Origin of the sequence: Vibrio sp. T11.5, assembly GCF_027587155.1 — a bacterium.
Lineage (GTDB): Bacteria > Pseudomonadota > Gammaproteobacteria > Enterobacterales > Vibrionaceae > Vibrio > Vibrio neptunius.
In genome coordinates, this window is record NZ_JAPPTP010000015.1 from 18,029 (window position 1) to 41,027 (window position 22,999).

Annotated in this window: 23 protein-coding genes; 13 read left to right on the forward strand and 10 right to left on the reverse strand. The window is 43.8% G+C overall.

All coding sequences use genetic code 11. The annotated features are described in order from the left end of the window. Positions 1 to 82 precede the first annotated feature (82 nt). Positions 83 to 1,987: a molecular chaperone HtpG gene (htpG, locus tag OH455_RS15155; RefSeq protein WP_269981980.1), complete on the reverse strand. Its 1,905-nt coding sequence runs from the start codon at positions 1,985 to 1,987 to the stop codon at positions 83 to 85. A gap of 251 nt (positions 1,988 to 2,238) precedes the next feature. On the opposite strand from htpG, the gene OH455_RS15160 reads away from it, so the two are divergent. Genes OH455_RS15160 through OH455_RS15175 form a run of 4 tightly spaced genes read left to right on the forward strand, consistent with a single transcriptional unit; the run spans position 2,239 to position 4,704 of the window. After that, the gene (locus OH455_RS15160) at positions 2,239 to 3,087 is read left to right on the forward strand and encodes a transcriptional regulator (RefSeq protein WP_269981981.1); all 849 of its coding nucleotides are present in this window, start codon (positions 2,239 to 2,241) and stop codon (positions 3,085 to 3,087) included. A 10-nt stretch (positions 3,088 to 3,097) separates the two neighbouring features. Then, positions 3,098 to 3,613, forward strand: coding sequence for a regulatory protein ToxS (locus OH455_RS15165; RefSeq protein WP_045974640.1), 516 nt, complete (start codon positions 3,098 to 3,100; stop codon positions 3,611 to 3,613). A gap of 50 nt (positions 3,614 to 3,663) precedes the next feature. Then, positions 3,664 to 4,419 carry a sulfite exporter TauE/SafE family protein gene (locus OH455_RS15170; RefSeq protein ID WP_269981982.1) on the forward strand — a complete coding sequence of 252 codons (756 nt, stop codon included), beginning with the start codon at positions 3,664 to 3,666 and terminating at the stop codon, positions 4,417 to 4,419. A 6-nt stretch (positions 4,420 to 4,425) separates the two neighbouring features. After that, positions 4,426 to 4,704, forward strand: coding sequence for a SelT/SelW/SelH family protein (locus OH455_RS15175; protein WP_269981983.1), 279 nt, complete (start codon positions 4,426 to 4,428; stop codon positions 4,702 to 4,704). Between the two features lie 26 nt (positions 4,705 to 4,730). On the opposite strand, the gene yfcE is transcribed toward OH455_RS15175, so the two are convergent. The 5 genes from yfcE to OH455_RS15200 are packed head-to-tail and all read right to left on the reverse strand — an operon-like array spanning position 4,731 to position 7,593. Further along, positions 4,731 to 5,276 carry a phosphodiesterase gene (gene yfcE, locus OH455_RS15180; RefSeq protein WP_269981984.1) on the reverse strand — a complete coding sequence of 182 codons (546 nt, stop codon included), beginning with the start codon at positions 5,274 to 5,276 and terminating at the stop codon, positions 4,731 to 4,733. Between the two features lie 50 nt (positions 5,277 to 5,326). After that, positions 5,327 to 5,731, reverse strand: coding sequence for a CBS domain-containing protein (locus tag OH455_RS15185; protein ID WP_045974644.1), 405 nt, complete (start codon positions 5,729 to 5,731; stop codon positions 5,327 to 5,329). After that, positions 5,728 to 6,078, reverse strand: a complete 351-nt coding sequence (locus OH455_RS15190) for a P-II family nitrogen regulator (RefSeq protein WP_045974645.1) — start codon at positions 6,076 to 6,078, stop codon at positions 5,728 to 5,730. The genes OH455_RS15185 and OH455_RS15190 overlap by 4 nt, the downstream gene beginning before the upstream one ends. 1 nt (position 6,079) lies before the next feature. Beyond that, positions 6,080 to 6,862, reverse strand: a complete 783-nt coding sequence (locus OH455_RS15195) for a DUF1538 domain-containing protein (RefSeq protein ID WP_269981985.1) — start codon at positions 6,860 to 6,862, stop codon at positions 6,080 to 6,082. Then, entirely contained in the window at positions 6,859 to 7,593 is a 735-nt protein-coding gene (locus OH455_RS15200; RefSeq protein WP_045974647.1) for a DUF1538 domain-containing protein, read from the reverse strand. The genes OH455_RS15195 and OH455_RS15200 overlap by 4 nt, the downstream gene beginning before the upstream one ends. Positions 7,594 to 7,824: 231 nt before the next feature. On the opposite strand from OH455_RS15200, the gene OH455_RS15205 reads away from it, so the two are divergent. The 5 genes from OH455_RS15205 (at position 7,825) to OH455_RS15225 (ending at position 12,289) form a co-directional block, all read left to right on the forward strand. Then, a complete protein-coding gene (locus OH455_RS15205; protein WP_206371343.1) occupies positions 7,825 to 8,739 on the forward strand; it encodes a TIGR01777 family oxidoreductase in 915 nt (304 codons plus the stop codon). Positions 8,740 to 8,784: 45 nt separating this feature from the next. Beyond that, positions 8,785 to 9,612 carry an SDR family oxidoreductase gene (locus tag OH455_RS15210; RefSeq protein WP_269981986.1) on the forward strand — a complete coding sequence of 276 codons (828 nt, stop codon included), beginning with the start codon at positions 8,785 to 8,787 and terminating at the stop codon, positions 9,610 to 9,612. A gap of 301 nt (positions 9,613 to 9,913) precedes the next feature. Beyond that, a complete protein-coding gene (locus tag OH455_RS15215) occupies positions 9,914 to 10,768 on the forward strand; it encodes a co-chaperone YbbN (RefSeq protein ID WP_045974651.1) in 855 nt (284 codons plus the stop codon). A 136-nt stretch (positions 10,769 to 10,904) separates the two neighbouring features. Continuing rightward, positions 10,905 to 11,828: an SPFH domain-containing protein gene (locus tag OH455_RS15220; protein ID WP_269981987.1), complete on the forward strand. Its 924-nt coding sequence runs from the start codon at positions 10,905 to 10,907 to the stop codon at positions 11,826 to 11,828. Between the two features lie 8 nt (positions 11,829 to 11,836). Next, complete coding sequence (locus tag OH455_RS15225) at positions 11,837 to 12,289, forward strand: NfeD family protein (RefSeq protein WP_045974653.1); 453 nt, start codon at positions 11,837 to 11,839, stop codon at positions 12,287 to 12,289. Between the two features lie 541 nt (positions 12,290 to 12,830). Here the strand turns inward: OH455_RS15225 and OH455_RS15230 are convergent. The 4 genes from OH455_RS15230 to zipA form a co-directional block, all read right to left on the reverse strand. Then, on the reverse strand, positions 12,831 to 13,622 hold the full coding sequence (locus tag OH455_RS15230; RefSeq protein WP_269982028.1) for a DUF2057 domain-containing protein: 792 nt from the start codon (positions 13,620 to 13,622) through the stop codon (positions 12,831 to 12,833). A gap of 132 nt (positions 13,623 to 13,754) precedes the next feature. Next, a complete protein-coding gene (locus tag OH455_RS15235; RefSeq protein WP_269981988.1) occupies positions 13,755 to 14,810 on the reverse strand; it encodes a porin in 1,056 nt (351 codons plus the stop codon). A 494-nt stretch (positions 14,811 to 15,304) separates the two neighbouring features. Continuing rightward, positions 15,305 to 17,314 carry an NAD-dependent DNA ligase LigA gene (gene ligA / locus OH455_RS15240; RefSeq protein WP_269981989.1) on the reverse strand — a complete coding sequence of 670 codons (2,010 nt, stop codon included), beginning with the start codon at positions 17,312 to 17,314 and terminating at the stop codon, positions 15,305 to 15,307. Positions 17,315 to 17,469: 155 nt separating this feature from the next. Continuing rightward, the gene (gene zipA / locus OH455_RS15245) at positions 17,470 to 18,390 is read right to left on the reverse strand and encodes a cell division protein ZipA (protein ID WP_269981990.1); all 921 of its coding nucleotides are present in this window, start codon (positions 18,388 to 18,390) and stop codon (positions 17,470 to 17,472) included. Positions 18,391 to 18,598: 208 nt separating this feature from the next. Between zipA and cysZ the strand changes: the two genes are divergently transcribed. The 4 genes from cysZ to ptsI all read left to right on the forward strand — a co-directional run bounded on the left by cysZ (position 18,599) and on the right by ptsI (position 22,918). Further along, positions 18,599 to 19,336 carry a sulfate transporter CysZ gene (gene cysZ / locus OH455_RS15250; RefSeq protein WP_269981991.1) on the forward strand — a complete coding sequence of 246 codons (738 nt, stop codon included), beginning with the start codon at positions 18,599 to 18,601 and terminating at the stop codon, positions 19,334 to 19,336. A gap of 193 nt (positions 19,337 to 19,529) precedes the next feature. Then, on the forward strand, positions 19,530 to 20,498 hold the full coding sequence (gene cysK / locus OH455_RS15255) for a cysteine synthase A (RefSeq protein WP_045974659.1): 969 nt from the start codon (positions 19,530 to 19,532) through the stop codon (positions 20,496 to 20,498). Between the two features lie 299 nt (positions 20,499 to 20,797). Beyond that, positions 20,798 to 21,055: an HPr family phosphocarrier protein gene (locus tag OH455_RS15260; RefSeq protein ID WP_006957371.1), complete on the forward strand. Its 258-nt coding sequence runs from the start codon at positions 20,798 to 20,800 to the stop codon at positions 21,053 to 21,055. Positions 21,056 to 21,193: 138 nt separating this feature from the next. Continuing rightward, positions 21,194 to 22,918: a phosphoenolpyruvate-protein phosphotransferase PtsI gene (gene ptsI, locus OH455_RS15265; protein WP_045974660.1), complete on the forward strand. Its 1,725-nt coding sequence runs from the start codon at positions 21,194 to 21,196 to the stop codon at positions 22,916 to 22,918. Positions 22,919 to 22,999 lie beyond the last annotated feature (81 nt).

The window sequence follows — 22,999 nt, forward strand, 5'->3', positions numbered from 1 at the left end:
AAACTTACGTTGTTTTATTCACGATAAGCGCAAATAAATAAAAAAGCCCGCATGATGCGAGCTTTTTATTACCGTTTGACTATTAGCCCTTAGTCAAAAGCGAGTTGATGGCGCCTACAAATTGAGACGGGTCTTCCATCGAACCACGCTCAGCTAGCATTGCCTGACCAAGAAGAACTTCGACCCAACGACCAAACGCTTCTTCATCGGCCTCATCTGCCATGCGTTTAACAAGCTGGTGTTCTGGGTTAATTTCGAAGATGTACTTCACTTCAGGTGCAGCCTGACCCGCAGCTTCAAGCAACTTCGCCATTTGTGTGCCCATTTCAAAATCATCGGTCACAACAACCGCTGGTGTTGAAGCTAGCTTGAACGTAGTACGGACTTCTTTTACACGTTCGCCTAAGTAGTCCTTGGTACGTTCAACAACAGACTTAAACTCTTCTTCAGTCTCTTTCTGCTTTTCTTTTTCTTCTTCGTTCTCAAACTTGCTCAGGTCAAGGCCTGCTTTAGTGATAGACTGGAACTGCTTACCATCAAACTCTGTTAGGTAGTTCATCAACCACTCATCGATACGATCAAACATCAAAATGACTTCGATGCCTTTTGCTTTGAACTGCTCTAAGTGGGGGCTGTTCTTCGCAGCAGCGTAGCTATCTGCTGTCAGGTAGTAAATCTTATCCTGACCTTCTTTCATACGCTCAACGTAAGAGGCTAAACCGACCGTTTGCTCCGAGGAAGCCACTTCTGTAGAAGCAAAGCGCAGCAAACCCGCAACTTTTTCTTTGTTGCTCATGTCCTCTGCTGGGCCTTCTTTTAGCACCAGACCAAACTCTTTCCAGAATGACTGATATTTCTCTTCGTCATTTTTCGCCATGCGCTCAAGCATCGTAAGAACACGCTTAGTACAAGCGTTCCGCAGAGATTGAGTCACTTTATTGTCTTGTAGAATCTCACGTGACACGTTCAATGGCAGATCGTTTGAATCAATTAAGCCACGAACGAAACGCAGGTAAGAAGGCATGAATTGCTCAGCATCATCCATGATAAATACACGCTGAACGTACAGTTTGAGACCCGATTTGTGGTCACGATTCATCATGTCCCAAGGCGCTTTCGCTGGAATATACAGTAGGCTGGTGTAATCGTTCTTACCTTCAACACGGTTGTGGCTCCACACTAGTGGATCAGCGAAGTCGTGCGAAACGTGTTTATAGAACTCTTGATACTCTTCTTCAGAGATATCAGACTTGTTGCGTGTCCAAAGTGCTTGAGCTTTGTTGATTTGCTCCCACTTCTTCTCACCTGTTTCTTTACCTTCTTCGTCGCGTTCAGCAGTCTGAATAGCAACCGGAATACCAATGTGATCCGAGTACTTGCTAATCACTTCACGCAAGCGCCACTCGTTGAGGAACTCTTTACCTTCATCACGCATATGAAGAACGATATCAGTACCACGAGACTCTTTTGAAATGGTCTCGATAGTGTATTCACCTTCACCAGCAGAGTGCCACTGAACCGCTTCATCAGCAGATAGGCCAGCAGCACGCGTGCGCACTGTCACTGCATCGGCAACAATAAATGCAGAGTAGAAACCTACACCAAACTGACCAATCAGTTGAGAATCTTTAGACTGGTCTTCTGACAGCTTTGAGAAAAATTCGGCTGTCCCAGACTTTGCAATCGTACCCAGATGTTCAATGACATCATCACGGCTCATGCCAATGCCGTTATCTGAAATAGTCAGCGTATTGGTCGCTTCATCAAATGACAGCTTCACACCTAATTCAGCATCACCTTGATATAAATCAGGGTTGGATAGCGCCTGAAAACGCAGCTTATCTGAAGCATCAGAGGCGTTCGAAATCAGTTCGCGTAAAAAAATCTCTTTATTGGAATAAAGAGAATGAATCATTAAGTGAAGTAGCTGTTTTACTTCAGATTGAAAGCCACGAGTTTCTTTGTTTTGTGTTGCTGTTTCGCTCATGCTAACTCCATAACATCTATATTTATCAGCTTTCCGCGTTGTCAGCGGAGCCAATACTGAGATAATCTGCAAGTTAACATGAGGGTGACAATTGTAAATTCAAGGTCAAAAATTATAAAAACAATGTTTTTTTGATCTTATATTGACTATTCTTACACCTCAAAAAAATCAAAAAAACTAAACGTTAGCTCCCTGAATCAGGGTTTTTTGCGCATCTGATGAAATCTATACAACTATAATGGTCATATCCAATGAGTAACATAGGCACTAAGTTTAATCTTGCTAACAGATTCTCTTTTGACCCCAATACGAACTCCCTAGTGGACAAGTTAAACGACAGTGAAGTCATTCGTCTGGGAAGTAATGAAAGTCGCATTCTGCTTTTACTGTCAGAAAAGCCCAACGAAATCGTATCTCGTAACGAGTTGCACGATTTTGTTTGGCGTGAGCAAGGCTTCGAAGTCGATGATTCAAGTCTGACTCAAGCTATTTCAACTCTGCGCAAGCAACTTCAGGATTCAACTAAATCTCCTCAATATGTCAAAACCGTGCCAAAACGCGGCTATCAGCTCATCTGTAATGTTGAGCGCACAACGCCATTGATGAGTGGTGAGACACCTTCAATAAAAGACATTCCAGAAGAATCGGAAGAACAGCTAACAGAATTGACCACCGAATCACAGTCCAGCGAATTAATGCCTGATGAGAAGGCAGCCCAGAGCGCAACCGCGCCTACCACAGGTAAATCAAAATGGGTGACGCGCATCATGCTGCTTCTCACTATATTGATGCCTTTGTGCGTCATTCTATTTACCAATCCAGCTGAATCAAAATTTCGTCAAGTTGCTGTGTATGATGGGACTCCAGTGATGACACCAGTTAATCATCCTGATCTGAGCAAATGGTACCCATCCATTGAACAATGTGTGAAGCGTTATAACGCTGCTCATTCAATGGTCGCTCCTGTAGAGGTGATTGCAACAGGAGGTCAAAACAACCAGCTCATTCTTAATTACATTCACTCTCTTGACAGTTCAGGCGAAAATATCACCGTTCGTATTTTTGCTGACCAAGAAGACCTCAGTAAAGTTTGTCAATAGGAATAAAGACATGAACCAAAAAATCGTAGCTGGATTACTTGTTCTGTCAGCGCTGTTCAGCAGTTGGCTTTACTGGGGTAGCGATCTAAAAGTGGAGCAAGTACTGACCGCGAAAGAATGGCAGTCAAAAATGGTAACTGTGATCACCGATAGCCTGCAAGAAGAGTCTGTTGGCCCGCTTCGCAAAGTGGAAGTCACTTCCAATGTAAAATACTTACCTAACGGTAGCTACATACGAGTTGCTACGGTTCGTTTGTACGCTAACAATGCGAAAAATGAGAACATCATCAGCATATCTGAAATAGGCGAATGGGATATTAGCGACAACTACTTGCTGGTTTCACCTAGCGAGTTCAAAGATGTATCTTCAGCACAAAGCAAAGACTTCACGGCTGATCAGCTTAAACTGATTACGCAGATCTTTAAGATGGACGCTCAGCAAAGTCGTCGCATTGACATTGTGAATGAAAAAACACTGCTTCTGACGAGTTTAAGCCACGGTTCTACAGTACTTTTCTCTAACTAGTTTTAAATCAAAGGGGGGCGTGATGTTCCCCTACTTTACTCTCACTAATCATGGATTGGATTTCCTCACTAGGGCTGCTGATTGGCTCGTTTTTCTCAAACACGCTTGCTTCTCTGTCCGGTGGTGGTGCCGGACTCTTACAATTCCCCTTGCTTATTTTCTTTGGCCTACCATTTTCCGTTGCCCTAGCAACTCATAAAATCGCTAGCGTTGCTCTCGGCCTAGGTGCAGCCTTCACTCACATCAAGCAAAAAACGATTCCTTTCAAAGTCGCTCTCTATCTTATTGCTGTAGGTAGTATAGGGGTCATCATTGGCGCCAATATCGTATTGAAGATTCCAGATCAACTCGCCGAAACACTGTTAGGTATGATGATTTTAGCGATAGGTGTCTACTCTCGACTAAAAAAACAATTGGGTCAAAAAGAACTTCCAACAAACCGTCATACGCTAGGTTGGACATTCGGCGGGCTGGGCCTCATTCTAATTGGGATAATTAATGGCTCTCTCACGGCAGGCTCTGGGCTATTAGTGACTATCTTCTTAGTTCGCTGGTTTGGTTATAGCTATAAGCAGGCTGTCGCGTTAACAATGATTTGCGTCGGGCTATTTTGGAACGGCATTGGCGGTGCTGCGGTGGCACAAGCAGGCGCTCCAATTTACTGGCCATGGCTACCTATCTTATTGCTCGGTTCCTTCCTTGGCGGAGGACTAGGCGCTTACTTGAGCACTCGTTATAGTAATCAGGTTATTAAGGTTTGTTTTGAATTGCTGACCTTTGCGGTCGGCATCAAGTTATTACTGTGAGTGTATATGGACAAAACAAAAATCGATATTTATTACTGTCGCCAATGCAATTGGATGTTGCGATCTACATGGCTATCTCAGGAGCTGTTACATACTTTCAGTGAAGAGATCGAAACCGTCTCCTTGCATCCCGATACAGGCGGTCGTTTTGAGATTTATTGCAATGGTCTTCTTATTTGGGAAAGAAAGCGTGATGGTGGCTTCCCAGAAGCGAAAGTACTGAAACAGAAAGTCCGAGATATCATAGATCCAGAAAGGGACCTTGGCCATTCTGATACTAAGTAAAAAATGCCCGTTTTGGCGGGCATTTTTTATAGTCGAATCGAGGCTAACACCTGATTATCGAAGGTCACCACTTTTAGCCCCCCTTCTTCATAGACACCGAAACTAGGTTCAAAACCATTTCTCGGAAACGTTACCGAACCGGGATTGAAGATGATTTGTTCTCCCTGCCACTGCGCTTCTGGAACATGAGTATGACCATGGGCAATAACGTCTCCGTGCTTTAACGGGGGACGCTTATCCTTGTTATAAAGGTGACCGTGAGTGACAAACAAGCGGTGTCCATGCGCAAGTAATACCCAAGCGTAATCCATCATCATTGGAAATGAGAGCAACATCTGATCCACTTCACTGTCACAATTACCTCTTACCGCAATAATCTGGTCGGCGTATTGATTGAGTCGTTGCGCGACTACCGGCGGGTTGTAACCTTCAGGAACAGAGTTGCGAGGCCCATGGTTCAAAATATCGCCCAGTAACACCAGATTATCGGTGCCAGAACGGTCAAACTGAGCAAGCATTTTCTCTGTCGCCGGCAAACTGCCGTGCAAGTCTGAGGCAAAAAACAATTTCATGACATTATATCCTCAATAATATTGAGGCTATTTTACGGACTCAGCAACGTTTAGTCATCTCTCGCCATGCCATTAATCACAATATTGTTATAGCTTACCATTCCAATAATACGTCCACTTTCAATGACGGGCGCTCGACTTATACCAAAACGTTCAAACAAACGCGCACAATATTTCACATTCATATCAGGATCCACCGACAGAGCAGGTTTGGTCATGATCTCATAAATATTGATCCGGTCAGGCGAACGATTCTTCGCCAATACTTTTTTCGCGATGTCATTCATCAACACTAAACCGTACTCATCGTCTTCATTGCGCTTATTCACGACCAAGGCTTTCACTTCATGACTACGTGCTAACTGAATGCCCTCCCTGACGGTCGTGAGCCCATCAATCATGACATAAGAACTAACCATCACATCACGTACTCGGATTTTTCCCTGACCACTCATAATTCATCCTCTACGACCTTTGTTAACTTCTCAACTTGGTGAGCTACACCAACCGCATCTTCGATATCAATCTGCACAGCAATACCTTGTCCAGACTCCTGATCAAATTCCCCTACCTCGCTGATCGTTTCGAGTATATGACGAGACAGGTGCTCTTCGACCACAAATAACACGACATCTTTTTGAGTTTCCAATGTCAATCCAAAAAAGGTTCGCTTTTTATTTAACCCTTCTCCCCTGGCGTGATTTATTACTGTCGCACCTGTTGCACCAGCATTGCGTGCTGCATCCACTACTTTTTCAGTTTGACTGTCTTCCACAAAAGCCAGTATCAATTTAAAGCGCATTTTAACTATCCTCCTGCGCTGTCTCTCTGTTGAGCCAGCGAGTGATCTGGGCATAACCCATAACAGAAATCATTGGAAACAAACTGGCAAAGGCAATCAGACCAAAGCCGTCGATCATAGGGTTTCTTCCAGGAACAGTAGACGCAAGCCCCAAGCCTAAAGCTGCGACCAAAGGTACGGTGACGGTAGATGTCGTAACACCTCCGGAATCGTAAGCTAGCGGAACAATTAACTTGGGGGCATAAAACGTTTGGATAACAACAATAATATAGCCCGCGATAATATAGTAATGGATAGGGTCACCAACAACGATCCTATAACTCCCCAATGAGATACCAATTGCTACTCCTAACGCGACTGCTATCCGCAAACCGTTGACACTGATTGAGCCACCCGACACTTGGTTGGCCTTAATGGCAACGGCAATCAAAGAGGGTTCAGCGATTGTTGTACTAAAGCCGATACAGAAGGCGAATAAATATACCCAGTAATAGTCCTGCCAACCAATGGTCCCTGATACGCTAGTTCTAAATTCTTCTAAAAAAGCTGGCGCCGTCAACTGAGTTGCCATAGTTTCCCCCAGAGGGAATAGCGCAAGCTCTAGACCAATCAGGAAAAGAGATAGACCAAGAATGACATACCCGAACCCAAGCAATACTTTGGGTAGATTCGTTACCGGGCGGCGTAATACTGCAAACTGAAAGCCGAAAATAATCGATGCGATAGGGATGACATCGCTAATAGTGCCAAGGAAAGTGTCAACAAAGTGCGACCATTCAATCATGCCACCACCATTCCATAAACCATCACAAACATCATAGGCAACAAGGAAGCAAAAGCGATTAATCCGAAACCATCTATCATCGGGTTACGACCTTTAATGGCCGATGCAAGCCCAACGCCGAGAGCTGTCACCAAAGGGACCGTGATGGTTGATGTGGTCACACCGCCAGAGTCGTATGCCACACCAATAATGGCGTCTGGTGCAAACATCGTCAGCACGACAACCCCAATGTACCCACCGATGATCATGTACTGGATTGACCATCCTTTTAGAATTCGAAGTACACCAAGCATAATGGCAATACCAACAGAGAGAGCTACCGTATAACGCAAGCCATTAGCGTAGTCATCCATGGCAACCTCCTCTGAGGCAATCATGCCCCCTTCTGCTGCTACTTCTGCGGCCTCATCCGCGACTGCAGTTAAAGCAGGCTCAGCAACCGTCGTTCCAAAACCCAAACAGAAGGCGAAGATCATTAGCCAAAATACGCTCCCCTTGCGAGCAAATGCCTGAGCCATGGACTCACCGATTGGAAAAAGCCCCATCTCTAAACCGAAGATAAAGAAGGTCAGCCCCATCACGACAAGCATCAATCCAAACAATATAGAGAGCATGTTAGGCAAAGGGTCTTGCAGTACCACCAATTGGAAAAAAGCAATTACAGCAACAATCGGCAGCAAATCTCGTAAGCTACCTAAAAACGCTGTGAGCAGCGCAGCAATTGCCTGCATACACACCTCTTAGTCAGTGAAGTACTTGTTTATGATGGCAAATAGAATGACCATTTGGTGTGACTCATATAGCGGGATGACCAACAAAAGTAACAAAATGTTAATTTTGTGATGGTCACTAGTTTTACATAATCAGTGATCCGAACGGTGGCTAACTCGCTATAATTACTAGAATTAGCCGAATTAGATTCGGAGTGATCTGATATTAATAGAGGAGCAAAGGAGAGCGGAATGAAAGTACTACTCACTGGTGGCACAGGTTTTATTGGCAGAGAATTGCTGAAACACTTCACAACCTATGAAGTGGTTTTGCTCACCCGTTCCCCTGAAAAAGCGAAAGCGATCGTCAATCACGCTGATTTAGGCAACATTACATACGTATCTGAGCTAGAGCAGTACCATGATCTCAATGAATTTGATGCCGTAGTCAACCTAGCCGGCGAACCTATCGCGGACAAGCGCTGGAACGAGAAACAGAAAAAAAACATCTGTAAAAGCCGTTGGAATATCACCGAAAAAATCGTTGATTTGATTCACGCTAGCACCTCTCCACCAGCAGTTTTTATCAGTGGGTCCGCTGTCGGCTATTATGGTGACCAACAAGATCACCCCTTCGATGAAGGTCTGCATGTTCACCACGAAGGCTTCCCTCATCATGTTTGTGCAAAATGGGAACAGATTGCGAATCGCGCTCGTTCGGAATCGACGCGAGTCTGTATACTCAGGACTGGGGTGGTTCTCGGTCAAGATGGCGGCGCACTGAATAAAATGTTGCTGCCTTATAAGCTAGGCTTAGGTGGACCAATCGGTAATGGTCAACAATACATGCCATGGATACATATGTTAGATATGGTCAGAGGTATCGTCTACTTGCTCGAAACGGAGCATGCGCACGGGGAATTCAATTTATGCGCGCCTCACCCCGTGACTAACGAGCAATTTAGCCAAACATTGGCGAGGTCACTCAAACGCCCTCATCTTTTGTCGACCCCAAAATGGGCGCTTCGTCTGGCAATGGGCGAAAGCTCGATTCTTTTGTTCGATAGTCTGCGAGCAAAACCCAAAAAGCTCACTGAACTAGGATTTCGTTTTAGTTACTCCCGCTTAGAGCCTGCACTAAAAAATCTGTTACAACATCGCGAGTAATCTTTTATTCTAGTTGATATCTGCCTCGCTAGAAGAAAGGAATTCATGTCTTACTCTATTCTTATCACAGGTTGTTCCACAGGGATCGGCTACGTCTGCGCGCATGCACTTCATCAAAAAGGTTATCATGTCATCGCCTCGTGTCGGCACTTTGCCGACGTAGAACGTTTACGCAGTGAAGGCCTGACATGCATTCAGCTTGATCTTTCCGACAGCGATAGTATTTCTAATGGGGTTAAGCAGGCATTGTCACTGACTAACGGGAAACTTGATGCCCTGTTTAACAATGGGGCTTACGGTCAACCAGGAGCCTTGGAAGATCTCCCTACTCAAGCCTTAAGAGAACAGTTCGAAACCAATTTTTTTGGTTGGCATCAACTCGTTCAAGAGGTTTTGCCTAGTATGCGCCAAAATGGAAAAGGGCGGATTATCCAGAATAGCTCAGTGTTAGGCTTTGCCGCCATGAAGTATCGAGGAGCATACAATGCCTCTAAATTTGCTCTGGAGGGCTGGACGGACACTTTGCGTTTGGAGTTGTTTGGGAGTGGTATACAAATCAGCTTGATCGAACCAGGCCCTATTGAGACCCAGTTCAGACAGAATGCATTGCGTGCCTTTCTGAAATGGATTGATATAAATTCAAGCGTGCATCACCAGCATTATAAAGAGCAGTTGGAAAGACTAGAAAAAGAGTCATCAAACAATGCATTTGTTTTACCAGCAGAGTCATGTATTGCTCCTTTGTTGCATGCTCTAGAGTCAGATACCCCCAAAGTTCGCTATCGTGTGACTACGCCAACCAAAGTATTTGCAGTACTAAAGCGATTACTCCCTAGCCGGCTACTAGATCGCATTCTACAAAAGGCTGCTTAAAAATAAATCACCGAGTGTCATTTTTTCGTCATAATAAGACGCTAATTTAGCCATTGAAGTTGTTCACTTCATGACCTCATCTAAGCGTTACATTCGGTAAAAACATGACATTGAACCAGCTAAACTGGCTAAGTGTAGGTGTTGCGCTAACGCTGTTTATCGTTTTATAAACACCTTCGCTTGCATTAGGCATCATTAACACCGCTATGGAGGGCGGTGTTTTTGTATCGGCTATTCCCTTGATATTGGCAGCCGCTGCCCATATGTTGGTTGTATCCAACTCTTTGCAAGGAATCACCAAATGCAATCTCCTTTTATTGTGGAATTGAACGAGCAAAACTTCCGTCAAGTACTCGAAGGCTCAATGCAAACACCGGTCCTGATTCACTTTTGGGCACCAATGAGCCAAGAAAGTACACAAGTTATCCCGGATCTGCAAAATCTCGCGCAACAATACAACGGGGCTTTTACACTCGCGCTCTTAAACTGCGAGCAAGAGCAAATGATTGCAAGCCAATTTGGTGTCCAGGCCCTGCCCACCATTGCGCTGTTTGTTAATGGTCAACCTGTCGATGGCTTAGGGGGGCCCCAGGATCTCACCGCGATTCAGGCGATGCTAGCCAACCACCTTCCAAGCCAAGATGATCTGAATCTGAAACAAGCTCTAGAACTCATTCAATCTGGTCAGCATTCTCAGGCTTTAACACTGCTACAAGCACTACCTGATGAAATCAAGCAGAAAGGTGATGTAAAGCTCGCTTTAGCAGACTGCTTGTTAGAGAATCAAAGCTATGACCAAGCCGAAGCCTTACTCGATACCATTCCTATGGAATATCAGGACAACTACTACAAAGGCTTAGTGGCAAAGATGGAGCTGCACGCCCAAGCAGCAAACAGCCCTGAAATCCAATCTCTTGAACAGGCGCTAAGCGATAGGCCTGAAGACGCTCAAACAGCCGCCGAACTCGCCCTGAGTTACCATCAGGTCAACCGGGATGAAGAGGCACTAGAAATACTATGGACGTTCTTAAGCAGTGATTTGAATGCTCTGGATGGCGAAATGAAAAAGCACTTTATGGATATTCTAGCAGCACTAGGACAAGGAAATCCAATTGCCGGAAAGTACCGTCGACAACTCTACTCTGTACTCTATTAGAGTTCCTAAAAACCTTCAAAGCCGGCATGTCCGGCTTTAATTTTATACGAATTTGGCACAAGTTCTCATTTATGTCATTGTACTGGCACATAAATTAAGCAACAATCGACATATTAATTTTTTCAAGGACTCAGATATGGCTATCGACTCTCTCATTACCATCGGCATTTTTCTCATTGTCGCTATTGCATTTATTATTGCCAGTGTCAAAACTGTACCTCAGGGTAACCACTGGACTGTAGAGCGTTTTGGTCGCTATACCCTCACTCTAAAGCCGGGACTGAACATCATCATTCCTTTTATTGACGGTATAGGTCATAAAATCAATATGATGGAGCGCGTGTTAGACATCCCCGCTCAGGAAGTCATTTCTAAAGACAATGCTAACGTCACTATTGATGCCGTCTGTTTTGTTCAAGTAGTGGATGCTGCAAAAGCTGCGTACGAAGTTAATGATTTAGAACACGCCATTCGTAACCTAACTCTTACTAACATTCGTACCGTGTTAGGTTCAATGGAGCTTGATGAGATGCTGAGTCAACGTGATATGATCAACAGTAAACTGCTGTCCATTGTTGATGAAGCGACTAACCCTTGGGGCGTAAAAGTCACACGGATTGAAATTAAGGATGTTCAACCACCAGCCGATCTTACTGCAGCAATGAACGCTCAAATGAAGGCAGAGCGAAACAAACGTGCTGAAGTCTTAGAAGCTGAAGGGGTTCGACAAGCTGAAATACTACGTGCCGAAGGCCACAAGCAGTCAGAGATCCTCAAAGCTGAAGGTGATAAACAAGCGGCTATACTTCAGGCAGAAGCGCGTGAACGTGCTGCTGAAGCAGAAGCTCGAGCGACGACTATGGTTTCAGAAGCGATTGCTCAAGGTGACATGCAGGCGGTTAACTATTTTATTGCCCAAGGGTATACCGACGCAATACGTGCGATTGGCCAAGCCGAAAATGGCAAAATTATCATGCTACCGCTTGAAGCATCGGGCCTGATGGGTTCAGTGGCTGGTATCGCAGAAATGTTCAAGCATCAATCCGACCAAAATAAATAGAGGCCCTCTTGTTCGAATTACTCGATTCTCTCAATTATTGGCACTGGTTAGCGTTCGGGCTGGCTTTGCTGGCTGTGGAGTTACTTGGGACTGCTGGCTATTTTCTATGGCTAGGTTTGTCGGCGCTAATCATCGGTTTGTTACTCACTATGCTTCCGATGAGTTGGCAACTGCAGTGGATTGCTTTTAGCGTCTTTTCTTTGATGACCACTTGGTTATGGTGGAGAAGACAATTTAAGAAAGACGTCTCTGACGATTTAAACCGAGATTTAAACCAGAAACAGAAGCAACTTATTGGTCAGACTGTACTGATTGAGGAAGATCTGGCGCCTGGAAAACATCGCATAAAAGTGGGAGACACCACTTGGTCAGCGCAAACCGAACATACGATACCCGCTGGTGCACTCGCAGAAATCACTCAAGTAGACGGTATTATTCTCACCATACAAGAAAAAAAATAATCTCTATCTCAAGCTCTTTGTCTCAGCAAAGAGCTTTTTCTTATCTAGCAACACTTTCTCTACAGTAAAAAGCTATAGTTTTAAATCACTTAATGCATTATCGTCTTGAATTAAGTGACGAGTTAAATCGGAAAATAACTTGAATCGAACTCAATCTTCTCATTGCCCATAAAATAACATTTCAAATATATCATTTAGTTATTAATTTGACTTAAGTAAAAAGTAACAGTTATTTATTAAAGCGAATTTTAAATAATAAAACTTTTTTTGATCTTTCATCGTTAAGCGACATACTGATAAATATCTCTTTAATGTTTTTTAGCGAGGTGTTTAAAATGAAATATTTAATTGCGTTAGCATGCAGTCTTACTTTTAGTTTTTCGGTAGCAGCACAATCACCCGTAGGAAGCACTGCTTCAGGTCCAATAGTGAAATGTGAATTAAGTCCAGGGGTAGTTGAACGTATGCCAATCGTTATATGCAAAAATAGCGATGGTACGGTAATGAGATGAAAAAAGGAGCCTTTCAGCTCCTTCTTTTTTTATAATTCTAGCAGTTGTTTAATGACTGTTTTTCTTTCTTCTTTTGTTGCTTTTCCATACCAATAACCAAACATTTCTTGTTGTTTGGAGTTTGTTGTGAGGATAACTTTGCTTGAGTTACGATTTTCAACAGCCCAGCTCAATAACTCATCACGTTGTTCTTTAGGCGTTTGCTCAAACCAATATTGTGTCATCTCTATCGCTTTTGAAAAATTACCATCAGTCTCAATTGTAACGGGAACAGCCACTGAAGCTGAAGCAACATTATAATTTGCACTATTCACAACCGCCTCAATGTAGCCAGCAGGGATTGAGAAGGTCATGTTATTCGCATTTGAAGCAGCGACATTAAATACAAGGTCTTGATACGGCTGCTGCTCGAGAAACTGGCTAGACACTGGGAACTTGACGAACTGAGTTTGGGTACACACGTCACTACAGGTTTCTGCCGATGCAGCGTAAGGTTTTAAAGCCTCCTTTCTATTGATGCCTTCAACCGTGACTGATTTAAATTCGCTATAGTTTTTAAAGTACTGCAATTCCATTTTAATAAATGAGTCTGGCACCTTTTTTTTCTGTACTGGAACCACATAGTTAAGCTCTAATGATGACTTCACCAACTGACTTCCGTTCACTTCAAGTGCATCTGGCTTGAGTGATTTACCAACAATAATTTGATAGTTCTGTTTTGACTCGACCCGCTTTACTGCATCTGTAAAGTCGCTAGTTGAATCTAATGTGGTACAACCTACCATCAATAAAGGAAGTGACGCTAAAATAATTTTCTTCATATAAACCACCCTGGATATGACTCCGTTATATACTATTCGAGTTACCCTTTATCTTCAGGCTCTACCTCTCAATACAATAAAAGCTGGCCAATAATGACCAGCATATCTTACTAAGAATGAATGTTGATACTCTTAGAAACCGTATTCTAGACCAACACGAACCACGAATGTTTCCGTATTTGTTGCACCATCAGCTGACAATATATCGCGCTGTGCAACACGCACGTAAGGTACAAAACCATTGTGAACATACATTAACTGACCGGAAACAACACTGTCTTCGTTGTTGATTTTTACTCCTGCTGTTTCTGAATCCATATTGGCTGCATAACCTAGCTTAAAGCCCCATGGTCCGGTCCAATACTGACCGATAACAGAATATGAAGCCTGCTCAGATTTTGAACCACCTTGTACATCAGATTCACCTGCTTTATATGCTGCAGATAAACCAAAGCCAGCAGGAAGAGACGCTTCAAAACCAACTAAGTAGCCGAAAGTATCAGCTTTAGTACCCGCATTTGCATCAGTCTGACGATCCGTTTCAGTTTCCAGTGCAGCATGGAAAGTTAGGCTATCATTCAGACGATAGTGCGCCGCTGCACCGTAGAAATAATTATTTTTTACGCTTGCCTCACCGCGCCCCGTAGCCAGATTGAAAGTAAAACCGTTGTAATCAACTGAATCGTAGCGCGCCATATCGCCATGACGGTCACGATTGTATGACACATCACCGCCCCAATCCCAAACAGCACCTAGGCCAGGGTTTGCGTAAGGCCAGTCAATAACTTCATACATGGGGGTAAGCATACGACCAAAGCGTACCTTGCCCCAGTCACCTTGTAGGCCAAGGAAAGTATCACGGTTACCTAATGATGCACCATCGCCATTTTCCCCAACGTAGCCAGACTCTATCTGCATGAAAACATTTAAATTCTCGTACATATCTTTACTAGCGCGAAAACCAATGCGTGATTCATTCTCGTAGTCATACCCCGTGCCAGTATCAGTAGTCACACCAGCTTTCGTCTCTTCAGAGTCATAATTTACGATTGAGATTGCTGCCACACCGTAAGCTTGTACATTGAAGTCAGAGATAATACCAACCTGAGATGATTCAGCTGCTATGGCACCTGTAGAGACCATCGCCACTGCTGCACCAAGAAGAGTGCGTTTGAACATTTTTTCCATGGAAGAACTCCTAAAAATGAATATAGCTGTTTTTGTTGTTCTCACCTCAAGTTGGCCGCCGAAGGGAGAATCATTTCCTATGATGAAAGTAAAAGATTGATCACTCATTCTTCTCTTTCCAATTTGCATACACTCGGTGTATCCATGGACTTAAGACTAACTTCGCGATAAAAAACATCAATCAGAACTTAATTTTCAAATAAAAAAATATGACCAGCTACAAACTTTTATAAACACAGTGATCAAGATCTAACTCCGTCATTATCAAGCACATCAAATAAAATAAAATAAATAAAAATCAACAACTTAAAAACAAATATCATGTGAGAATAGTTTGAAGTGACTCGCATAAAAATAGTGAAAAAGAGAAGTTTATCAGTTATAAGATCTTGATCACTGCATTAATAATGGCCTCGATAATCGTTAAAATCATCAGTATTTTTACCACAAAAAAAAACCACCCGTATGGGTGGTTTTTTCTAATTGAACTGGCTTTAGATTAGATTAACTAGATCCTGTTCAGTTTGGATTTCGATACCTAATTCTTGAGCTTTAGCAAGTTTAGAACCTGCATTTTCACCAGCAAATAGAATGTCGGTTTTCTTACTCACACTGCCTGTTACTTTAGCGCCTAGCCCCTGCAATGCGGCTTTGGCTTCATTTCTAGATAGTTGTGACAAAGACCCAGTAAGAACCACTATTTTTCCTGCTAGCGGTTGGGGAATGTCTCCGCTCGGCTCTTCAATCTCAGGCCATACTATCCCTTGTTCGAGAAGACATTGGATAACTTGTTGGTTTTTATCTTGAGCAAAGAAAGCGATGATATGATTGGCAACGATATCGCCAATATCAGAGACTTCAATGAGTTGTTCAAGATTGGCAGTTTGAACTGCATCTAGAGTTTTAAAATGCTGAGCTAAATTGGCCGCTGTAGCTTCACCAACTTCTCGAATGCCAAGGGAATAGAGGAATCGGGGTAATGTCGTCTGCTTAGCTTTGTTTAATGCATCAACAACATTTTGCGCTGATTTCGGCCCCATACGATCAAGGACGGTTATCACGCCAGCGGATAAACTGAATAAATCTGCTGGCGTTTCAACCATCTCTCGATCCACTAGCTGTTCAATGACCTTCTCTCCAAGCCCATCAACATCAAGAGCTTTACGAGACACAAAATGTCTCAATGCCTCTTTACGTTGCGCCTGACAAACTAAGCCACCAGAACATCGCGCAACCGCCTCACCTTCAATACGTTCCACCTCTGAACAGCATACCGGGCACTGTTTTGGAAACACGATATCGCGAGCATTATCTGGTCGACGCTCTTCAATCACAGACACTATTTGTGGAATCACATCTCCTGCACGGCGAATGATTACGCTATCACCTACTTTCACACCAAGGCGCTCAATCTCATCTGCATTGTGCAATGTTGCATTGCTGACCGTCACACCGCCGACAAACACCGGCTCCAGTTTAGCTACAGGTGTAATCGCTCCAGTCCGTCCGACTTGGAACTCAACATCATTAAGCAAGGTGATCTCTTCTTGCGCAGGAAACTTGTAAGCAATCGCCCATCGTGGTGCTCTAGCAACAAAGCCTAACTGTTCTTGTAATCCAATATCGTCGACTTTAATCACAACCCCATCGATTTCATAGGGTAAAGCTTCTCGGCGCTCTAAAATATCTTGATAATAAGCTTTTACTTCGGTCAAATTAGCAACTCGACGAGTTTCAGGGCACATTGGTAGCCCCCAGCCTTTCAGTTGCAGAAAGCGCTCATAATGGCTTTCAGACAATGCAGTTCCTTCAACAACACCAACGCTGTATGCATAGAAGCTAAGAGGACGTGTGGCTGTAATACGGGAATCCAATTGACGTAAACTGCCTGCTGCTGCGTTACGTGGATTCACAAAGACTTTCTCACCCTTTTTCTGGGCTTGCAGATTCAATTTGTCGAAGCCTTCTTTGGGCATAAAGACTTCACCACGTACCTCGATACGTTGCGGCCAACCCTGACCACTCAATTTGAGCGGAATGGATTTGATGGTGCGGACATTCTCAGTAATATTTTCTCCCGTAGCGCCATCACCTCGAGTCGCCGCCTGAACCAAAATACCATTCTCATACAGTAAACTTACAGCCAGACCATCAAGTTTAGGCTCGCAGCAGAAAACCTTGAAATCGGCAGAAGGTATGCGATCAGACATACGCTTGTGGAAGCTTTCTAGCTCGCCATCGTCGAATGCATTGTCCAGTGACAACATCGGGATCTCATGAGTTACAGATTGGAACCCATCAAGCGGCTGTCCACCTACACGCTGACTTGGAGAATCCAAAGTGACCAGCTCAGGGTTGTCGGTTTCGAGCGCTAATAGCTCACGCATTAATCGATCATATTCAGCATCAGGGATCTCAGGGTTGTCTTCAACGTAATACTTAACACCGTGGTAATGGAGGGTCTCACGCAACTGATTGAGCTTTTCTTGAATCTCTTGTGACATAAATAACTCTGTACTTAATCGTTTTAACGACCGATATCGTATTGATGTCGGGATATAATTTGCAGGAGTATGAACAGGCTTTGTCAGGTTAGCAACTATGCCATGTTCCAAAAGAAAGGCTCCGGATTCGGAGCCTTGATTGTATTAAGAGTAGCTTAAGCAGACTCTGCTGTTTTGAAACTCTGAATCTGCGCTCGGTATGCATCCAGACGGTTTGGCGTCATTAAATTGCGAGCATCATCGAGTACATTTGCGCCTAAATCATCGGCTATCTGCTGAGCTGTTTTTAGCATCAACTTAAAATTCTGTTCAGGGTCACCGTAACATGGGAGTGTCATAAAGAATGAGATACCTTTGGTTGTAAACGCCGCAGGGTCGGTATGTTCAAGCGTACCAGGTTGCATCATATTAGCGACGCTAAACAGCACCTTACCTGTCCCAGACAAGTCGGAATGACGATGGAAAATATCCATTTCACCGTAAAGTAAGCCGTTCTGTTCCATGCTATCAAATAGCTTTGTTCCAACAAATGGCTCAGTCCCCGCGCAATGCACATTGAGCACGATAACTTGCATTTCTGGCTCAGCCGAAGCGACTTCAGGCTCATGCGTGTCGTTGACGACTGATAAAGATTCCGTATTTTGTGGCTCTGAGGCCACAACTGACTCCACATTCGCTTCAATATCATCCAACACTTTGGTTGAGATAGACGGCACATCCAGTTCAGGCTCTTCGTTGACCTTTTTTTCAGCCGATTCGGAAGGCAAATCAAGTTGATTCACTGTCTTAACGTCGGCGTCAACATAACCATCAATCAACGGATCAGCGGCCAGCTTCTCTTCAGCGAAATCAGGCTCTTTGCGCTCTTTACGAATGATTTCAAAATCATCTTCGGGTGCAAATGCACGCTCTGGCACCGTATCAGGATCATCCTCTTTGTCAGCATCCAATTTACGAAGAGGCTTACTGCCAAACTTGGCTTTTCCTTCTTTTTTGCTTGTCCATAAACCGTGGAACAGTAGCGCTGCTATCGCTAAAGCCCCGACGATTATGAGTACAAATCGCAATTCCTGCATTTTTCGCTCTCAAATTACTCGATACATGTAGACCTTAAGCCAACGTATCGAATCTGGTTAAACCTTTCTATAACTAACTCTACCAAAACTCTCACCCGTTTTAGAACAACTTAATGTGAGAAGTTCATGCAATGTTGTGATTTTGAACACGCTTTTTTCTTGTTAAGATAAAAAGCGTTCGATTTCACACCACCAAAAGTCAGGGCTTATGAATTCAAAAATACATCAACGTTCCGGTTTCGGTTACTTCTTTTATGGCCTTAAACTTGCGGTCACACCAGGTATCCGTCAATTTGTTCTGCTGCCCTTGCTCGCAAATATTTTGCTTGTAGGAGGGGCACTATTTTATCTGTTTTCGCACTTAGACGTATGGATAGAGCAGTTAATGGGACAACTCCCTGGGTTTATTTCTTGGCTAAGCTATATTTTGTGGCCACTATTAGTATTGACAATTTTAGCGACTTTCTCCTATTTCTTCAGCACATTAGCAAATTTCGTCGCCGCCCCCTTTAACGGTTTATTGTCTGAAAAGGTAGAAGAGCACCTAACTGGGAAAAAGGTCAATGAGGATGGAATGTTTGCGGTTGTGAGAGATACTCCCAGAATTCTCGCCCGAGAATGGCGAAAGCTACTTTACGTTTTACCAAAAGCCATTGGCCTGTTTATTTTGTTGCTGATTCCCGCCTTGGGACAGACACTCGGTCCCGTTCTGTGGTTTGGATTTACGGCTTGGATGTTGGCCATCCAATATTGTGACTACCCTTTTGACAACCATAAGGTTCCTTTTAACGAAATGCGTAACAATTTGAAACAAAAACAAGGGAAAGCCTATAGTTTTGGGGCTTTAGTCGCCATATTTACAACGGTTCCGATTTTAAATCTGATTATCATGCCAGTCGCTGTGTGCGGTGCGACAGCAATTTGGGTATCCGAGTTCAAACGCTAGTCAACAATTAGTGCATGTTAGTTAAATAACATGCACTTCATCTCATTCTAATAAGTTATAACTTTTTAATCCTTCTCTAGAATTTTCAGCTAGCCTACTCTTCTAACCACGCACTCTATATTGGGCACAAGAAGTACTGGCTTCTTAACCTGATACACGGTTGATAAGCTTTTAACAGATGAAGGATCACGACATGAGTAAAATCTACGAAGATAACTCTCTTACTATCGGTAATACGCCACTAGTACGTCTAAACAAAGTCAGCAAAGGTAAAGTGCTGGCCAAAATTGAGGCTCGTAACCCCAGCTTCAGCGTGAAATGCCGTATTGGTGCCAACATGATCTGGGAAGCAGAAAAAACAGGCACTCTAAAACCAGGGATTGAGCTTGTAGAACCAACCAGTGGCAATACCGGTATAGCTTTAGCTTTCGTAGCAGCCGCTCGTGGTTACAAACTGACTCTGACCATGCCCGAATCCATGAGCCTTGAGCGCCGTAAACTGCTAAAAGCCCTGGGTGCAAACCTCGAGCTAACCGAAGCGGCAAAAGGTATGAAGGGAGCGATTGCTAAAGCAGAAGAAATTGTAGCAGCCAACCCCGAAAAATACTTGCTGCTACAACAGTTCAACAACCCAGCGAATCCACAGATTCACGAAAAAACCACGGGGCCCGAAATCTGGGAAGCGACTGATGGCGAAGTTGACGTATTCGTTGCTGGTGTAGGCACTGGTGGTACTATCACAGGAACAACTCGATACCTTAAGGGCGAGAAAGGCAAGAACATTGTATCTGTTGCCGTTGAACCAGCAGAATCGCCTGTTATTGCTCAGGCACTTGCAGGCGAAGAAATCCAACCTGCACCGCATAAAATTCAAGGTATCGGCGCTGGTTTCATTCCCGGCAACCTAGATTTAGAACTTCTCGACCGTGTTGAGTCAGTGACTTCTGAGGACGCTATCGAAATGGCACGCAGACTTATGGAAGAGGAAGGCATTCTCGCTGGTATCTCTTCTGGCGCAGCGGTTGTTGCCGCGAACAGGTTGGCAGAACTACCTGAATTTGAAGGAAAAACAATCGTAACCGTACTTCCTAGTTCAGGTGAACGTTACTTAAGTACTGCACTGTTTTCAGGCATCTTTACAGAGAAAGAGAACCAACAGTAATCCGTTGTCAAATCAATTTTTCGTCTGAAAAAGCCCCTTTATGGGGCTTTTTTGTTGATCCCTGCCTCACCTTTGGTAATATCGGGGCAGTTTTATTTTTAGCTTCAAAATAAAAGCTAAATGAGAATTTATCCCAGTGATGAGATCCAGCACAGATTGGAATCATGACTGGAAAATTTGCAATCAGTATCAACTATGACACTAAATGAATATTGTGTGTTTGGCACAAAGCGACGTTCGGGGTTAAGCTGAATCTGATTTAGAAACGATCAAAATATAAATCAATTGGGGTATATAACATGTACGAGAAGCAAGTAGAAATCACTGCAGAAAATGGTCTTCACACTCGTCCAGCTGCACAGTTTGTTAAAGAGGCAAAAGGCTTTGATGCAGACATCACTGTGACTTCTAACGGTAAAAGCGCTAGCGCGAAAAGCCTGTTCAAACTTCAAACTCTAGGCCTAGTAAAAGGTACGCAAGTTACTATCTCAGCTGAGGGCCCTCAAGCTCAACAAGCTGTTGACCACCTAGTTGCTCTAATGGATCAACTACACTAATCCGGTCTGCTATTTCTAAAGCCATTTTGTGAAAGCAAAATGGCTTTGTTGGAAATAGGCCCAGATATAAGCTACACATTATCGGTAGCGAATTCATATTTTCTCCCGTTTTAAAGTTGACCAATTTAAGGTAAGGCTATGATTTCAGGCATCCTAGCATCTCCAGGTATTGCTATTGGTAAAGCACTACTCCTTCAAGAAGATGAAATTGTCCTAAACACTCACTCAATTACCGATGCTCAAATAGAAGCAGAAGTAGCTCGCTTTTTTGACGCACGTAACAAATCAGCAGCTCAGCTTGAAACTATCAAGCAGAAAGCCCTTGAAACCTTCGGTGAAGAAAAAGAAGCGATCTTTGAAGGTCATATCATGCTTCTTGAAGATGAAGAGCTAGAAGAAGAAATCCTAGCACTGATCAAAAACGACAAGATGCACGCCGATAACGCCATTCATACGGTTATCGAAGAACAAGCGACCGCTCTTGAATCCCTAGACGACGAATACCTAAAAGAACGTGCAACTGATATCCGTGATATCGGCACCCGTTTTGTTAAAAATGCTCTTGGCATCAATATCGTTTCACTTAGCGATATCAACGAAGAAGTCATTCTGGTTGCTTACGACCTAACACCGTCAGAGACAGCACAAATCAACCTAGACTACGTTCTTGGTTTTGCTTGTGACATTGGTGGTCGTACTTCTCACACCTCAATCATGGCTCGCTCACTTGAGCTTCCTGCCATCGTTGGTACGAACGACATCACTAAACAAGTTAAGAACGGCGACATGCTGATTCTAGATGCGATGAACAACAAGATCGTTATCAACCCTTCTGATGCTGAGCTAGAAGAAGCAAAAGCTGTTAAAGCCGCTTTCATCGCTGAGAAAGAAGAACTTGCTAAACTGAAAGATCTCCACGCAGAGACTCTAGACGGTCACCGCGTAGAAGTTTGCGGTAACATCGGTACTGTTAAAGACTGTGACGGCATCATCCGTAACGGTGGCGAAGGTGTGGGTCTGTACCGTACTGAATTCCTATTCATGGACCGTGATGCGCTTCCTACTGAAGAAGAGCAGTACCAAGCGTACAAAGAAGTTGCTGAAGCAATGAACGGTGAGTCAGTAATCATCCGTACTATGGATATCGGTGGCGATAAAGACCTTCCTTACATGGATCTTCCTCAAGAGATGAACCCGTTCTTAGGCTGGCGCGCAGTACGTATCAGCTTAGATCGTCGTGAAATCCTACGTGACCAGCTACGCGGCATCCTGCGTGCATCTGCACACGGTAAGCTACGCATCATGTTCCCAATGATCATCTCGGTTGAAGAGATCCGTGAACTGAAGAAAGCAATCGAAGAGTACAAAGCAGAACTTCGCGCTGAAGGCCATGCATTCGACGAAAACATCGAAATTGGTGTAATGGTTGAGACTCCTGCAGCAGCTGCTATCGCACATCACCTAGCAAAAGAAGTCGAATTCTTCTCGATCGGTACCAACGATCTTACTCAGTACACGCTAGCAGTAGACCGTGGTAACGAGATGATCTCACACCTATACAACCCACTCTCTCCAGCTGTACTTACAGTGATCAAGCAAGTGATAGACGCTTCTCACGCTGAAGGTAAATGGACTGGTATGTGTGGTGAGCTTGCTGGTGATGAGAGAGCAACACTTCTGCTTCTGGGTATGGGGCTAGACGAGTTCTCTATGAGTGGTATCTCTATTCCAAAGGTGAAGAAAGTGATTCGTAACTCGAACTTTGCAGAAGTCAAAGCGATGGCAGAAGAAGCGCTTTCTCTACCAACAGCAGCAGAAATTGAATCCGCTGTAGAAAAATTCATCGCAGAGAAAACTCAATAATTGACTGATACCATTAAGATAGACGGCTAAAAACAGTCGTCTATCGTGTGAGATTGGTATACTATAATTCGACAGAATTGA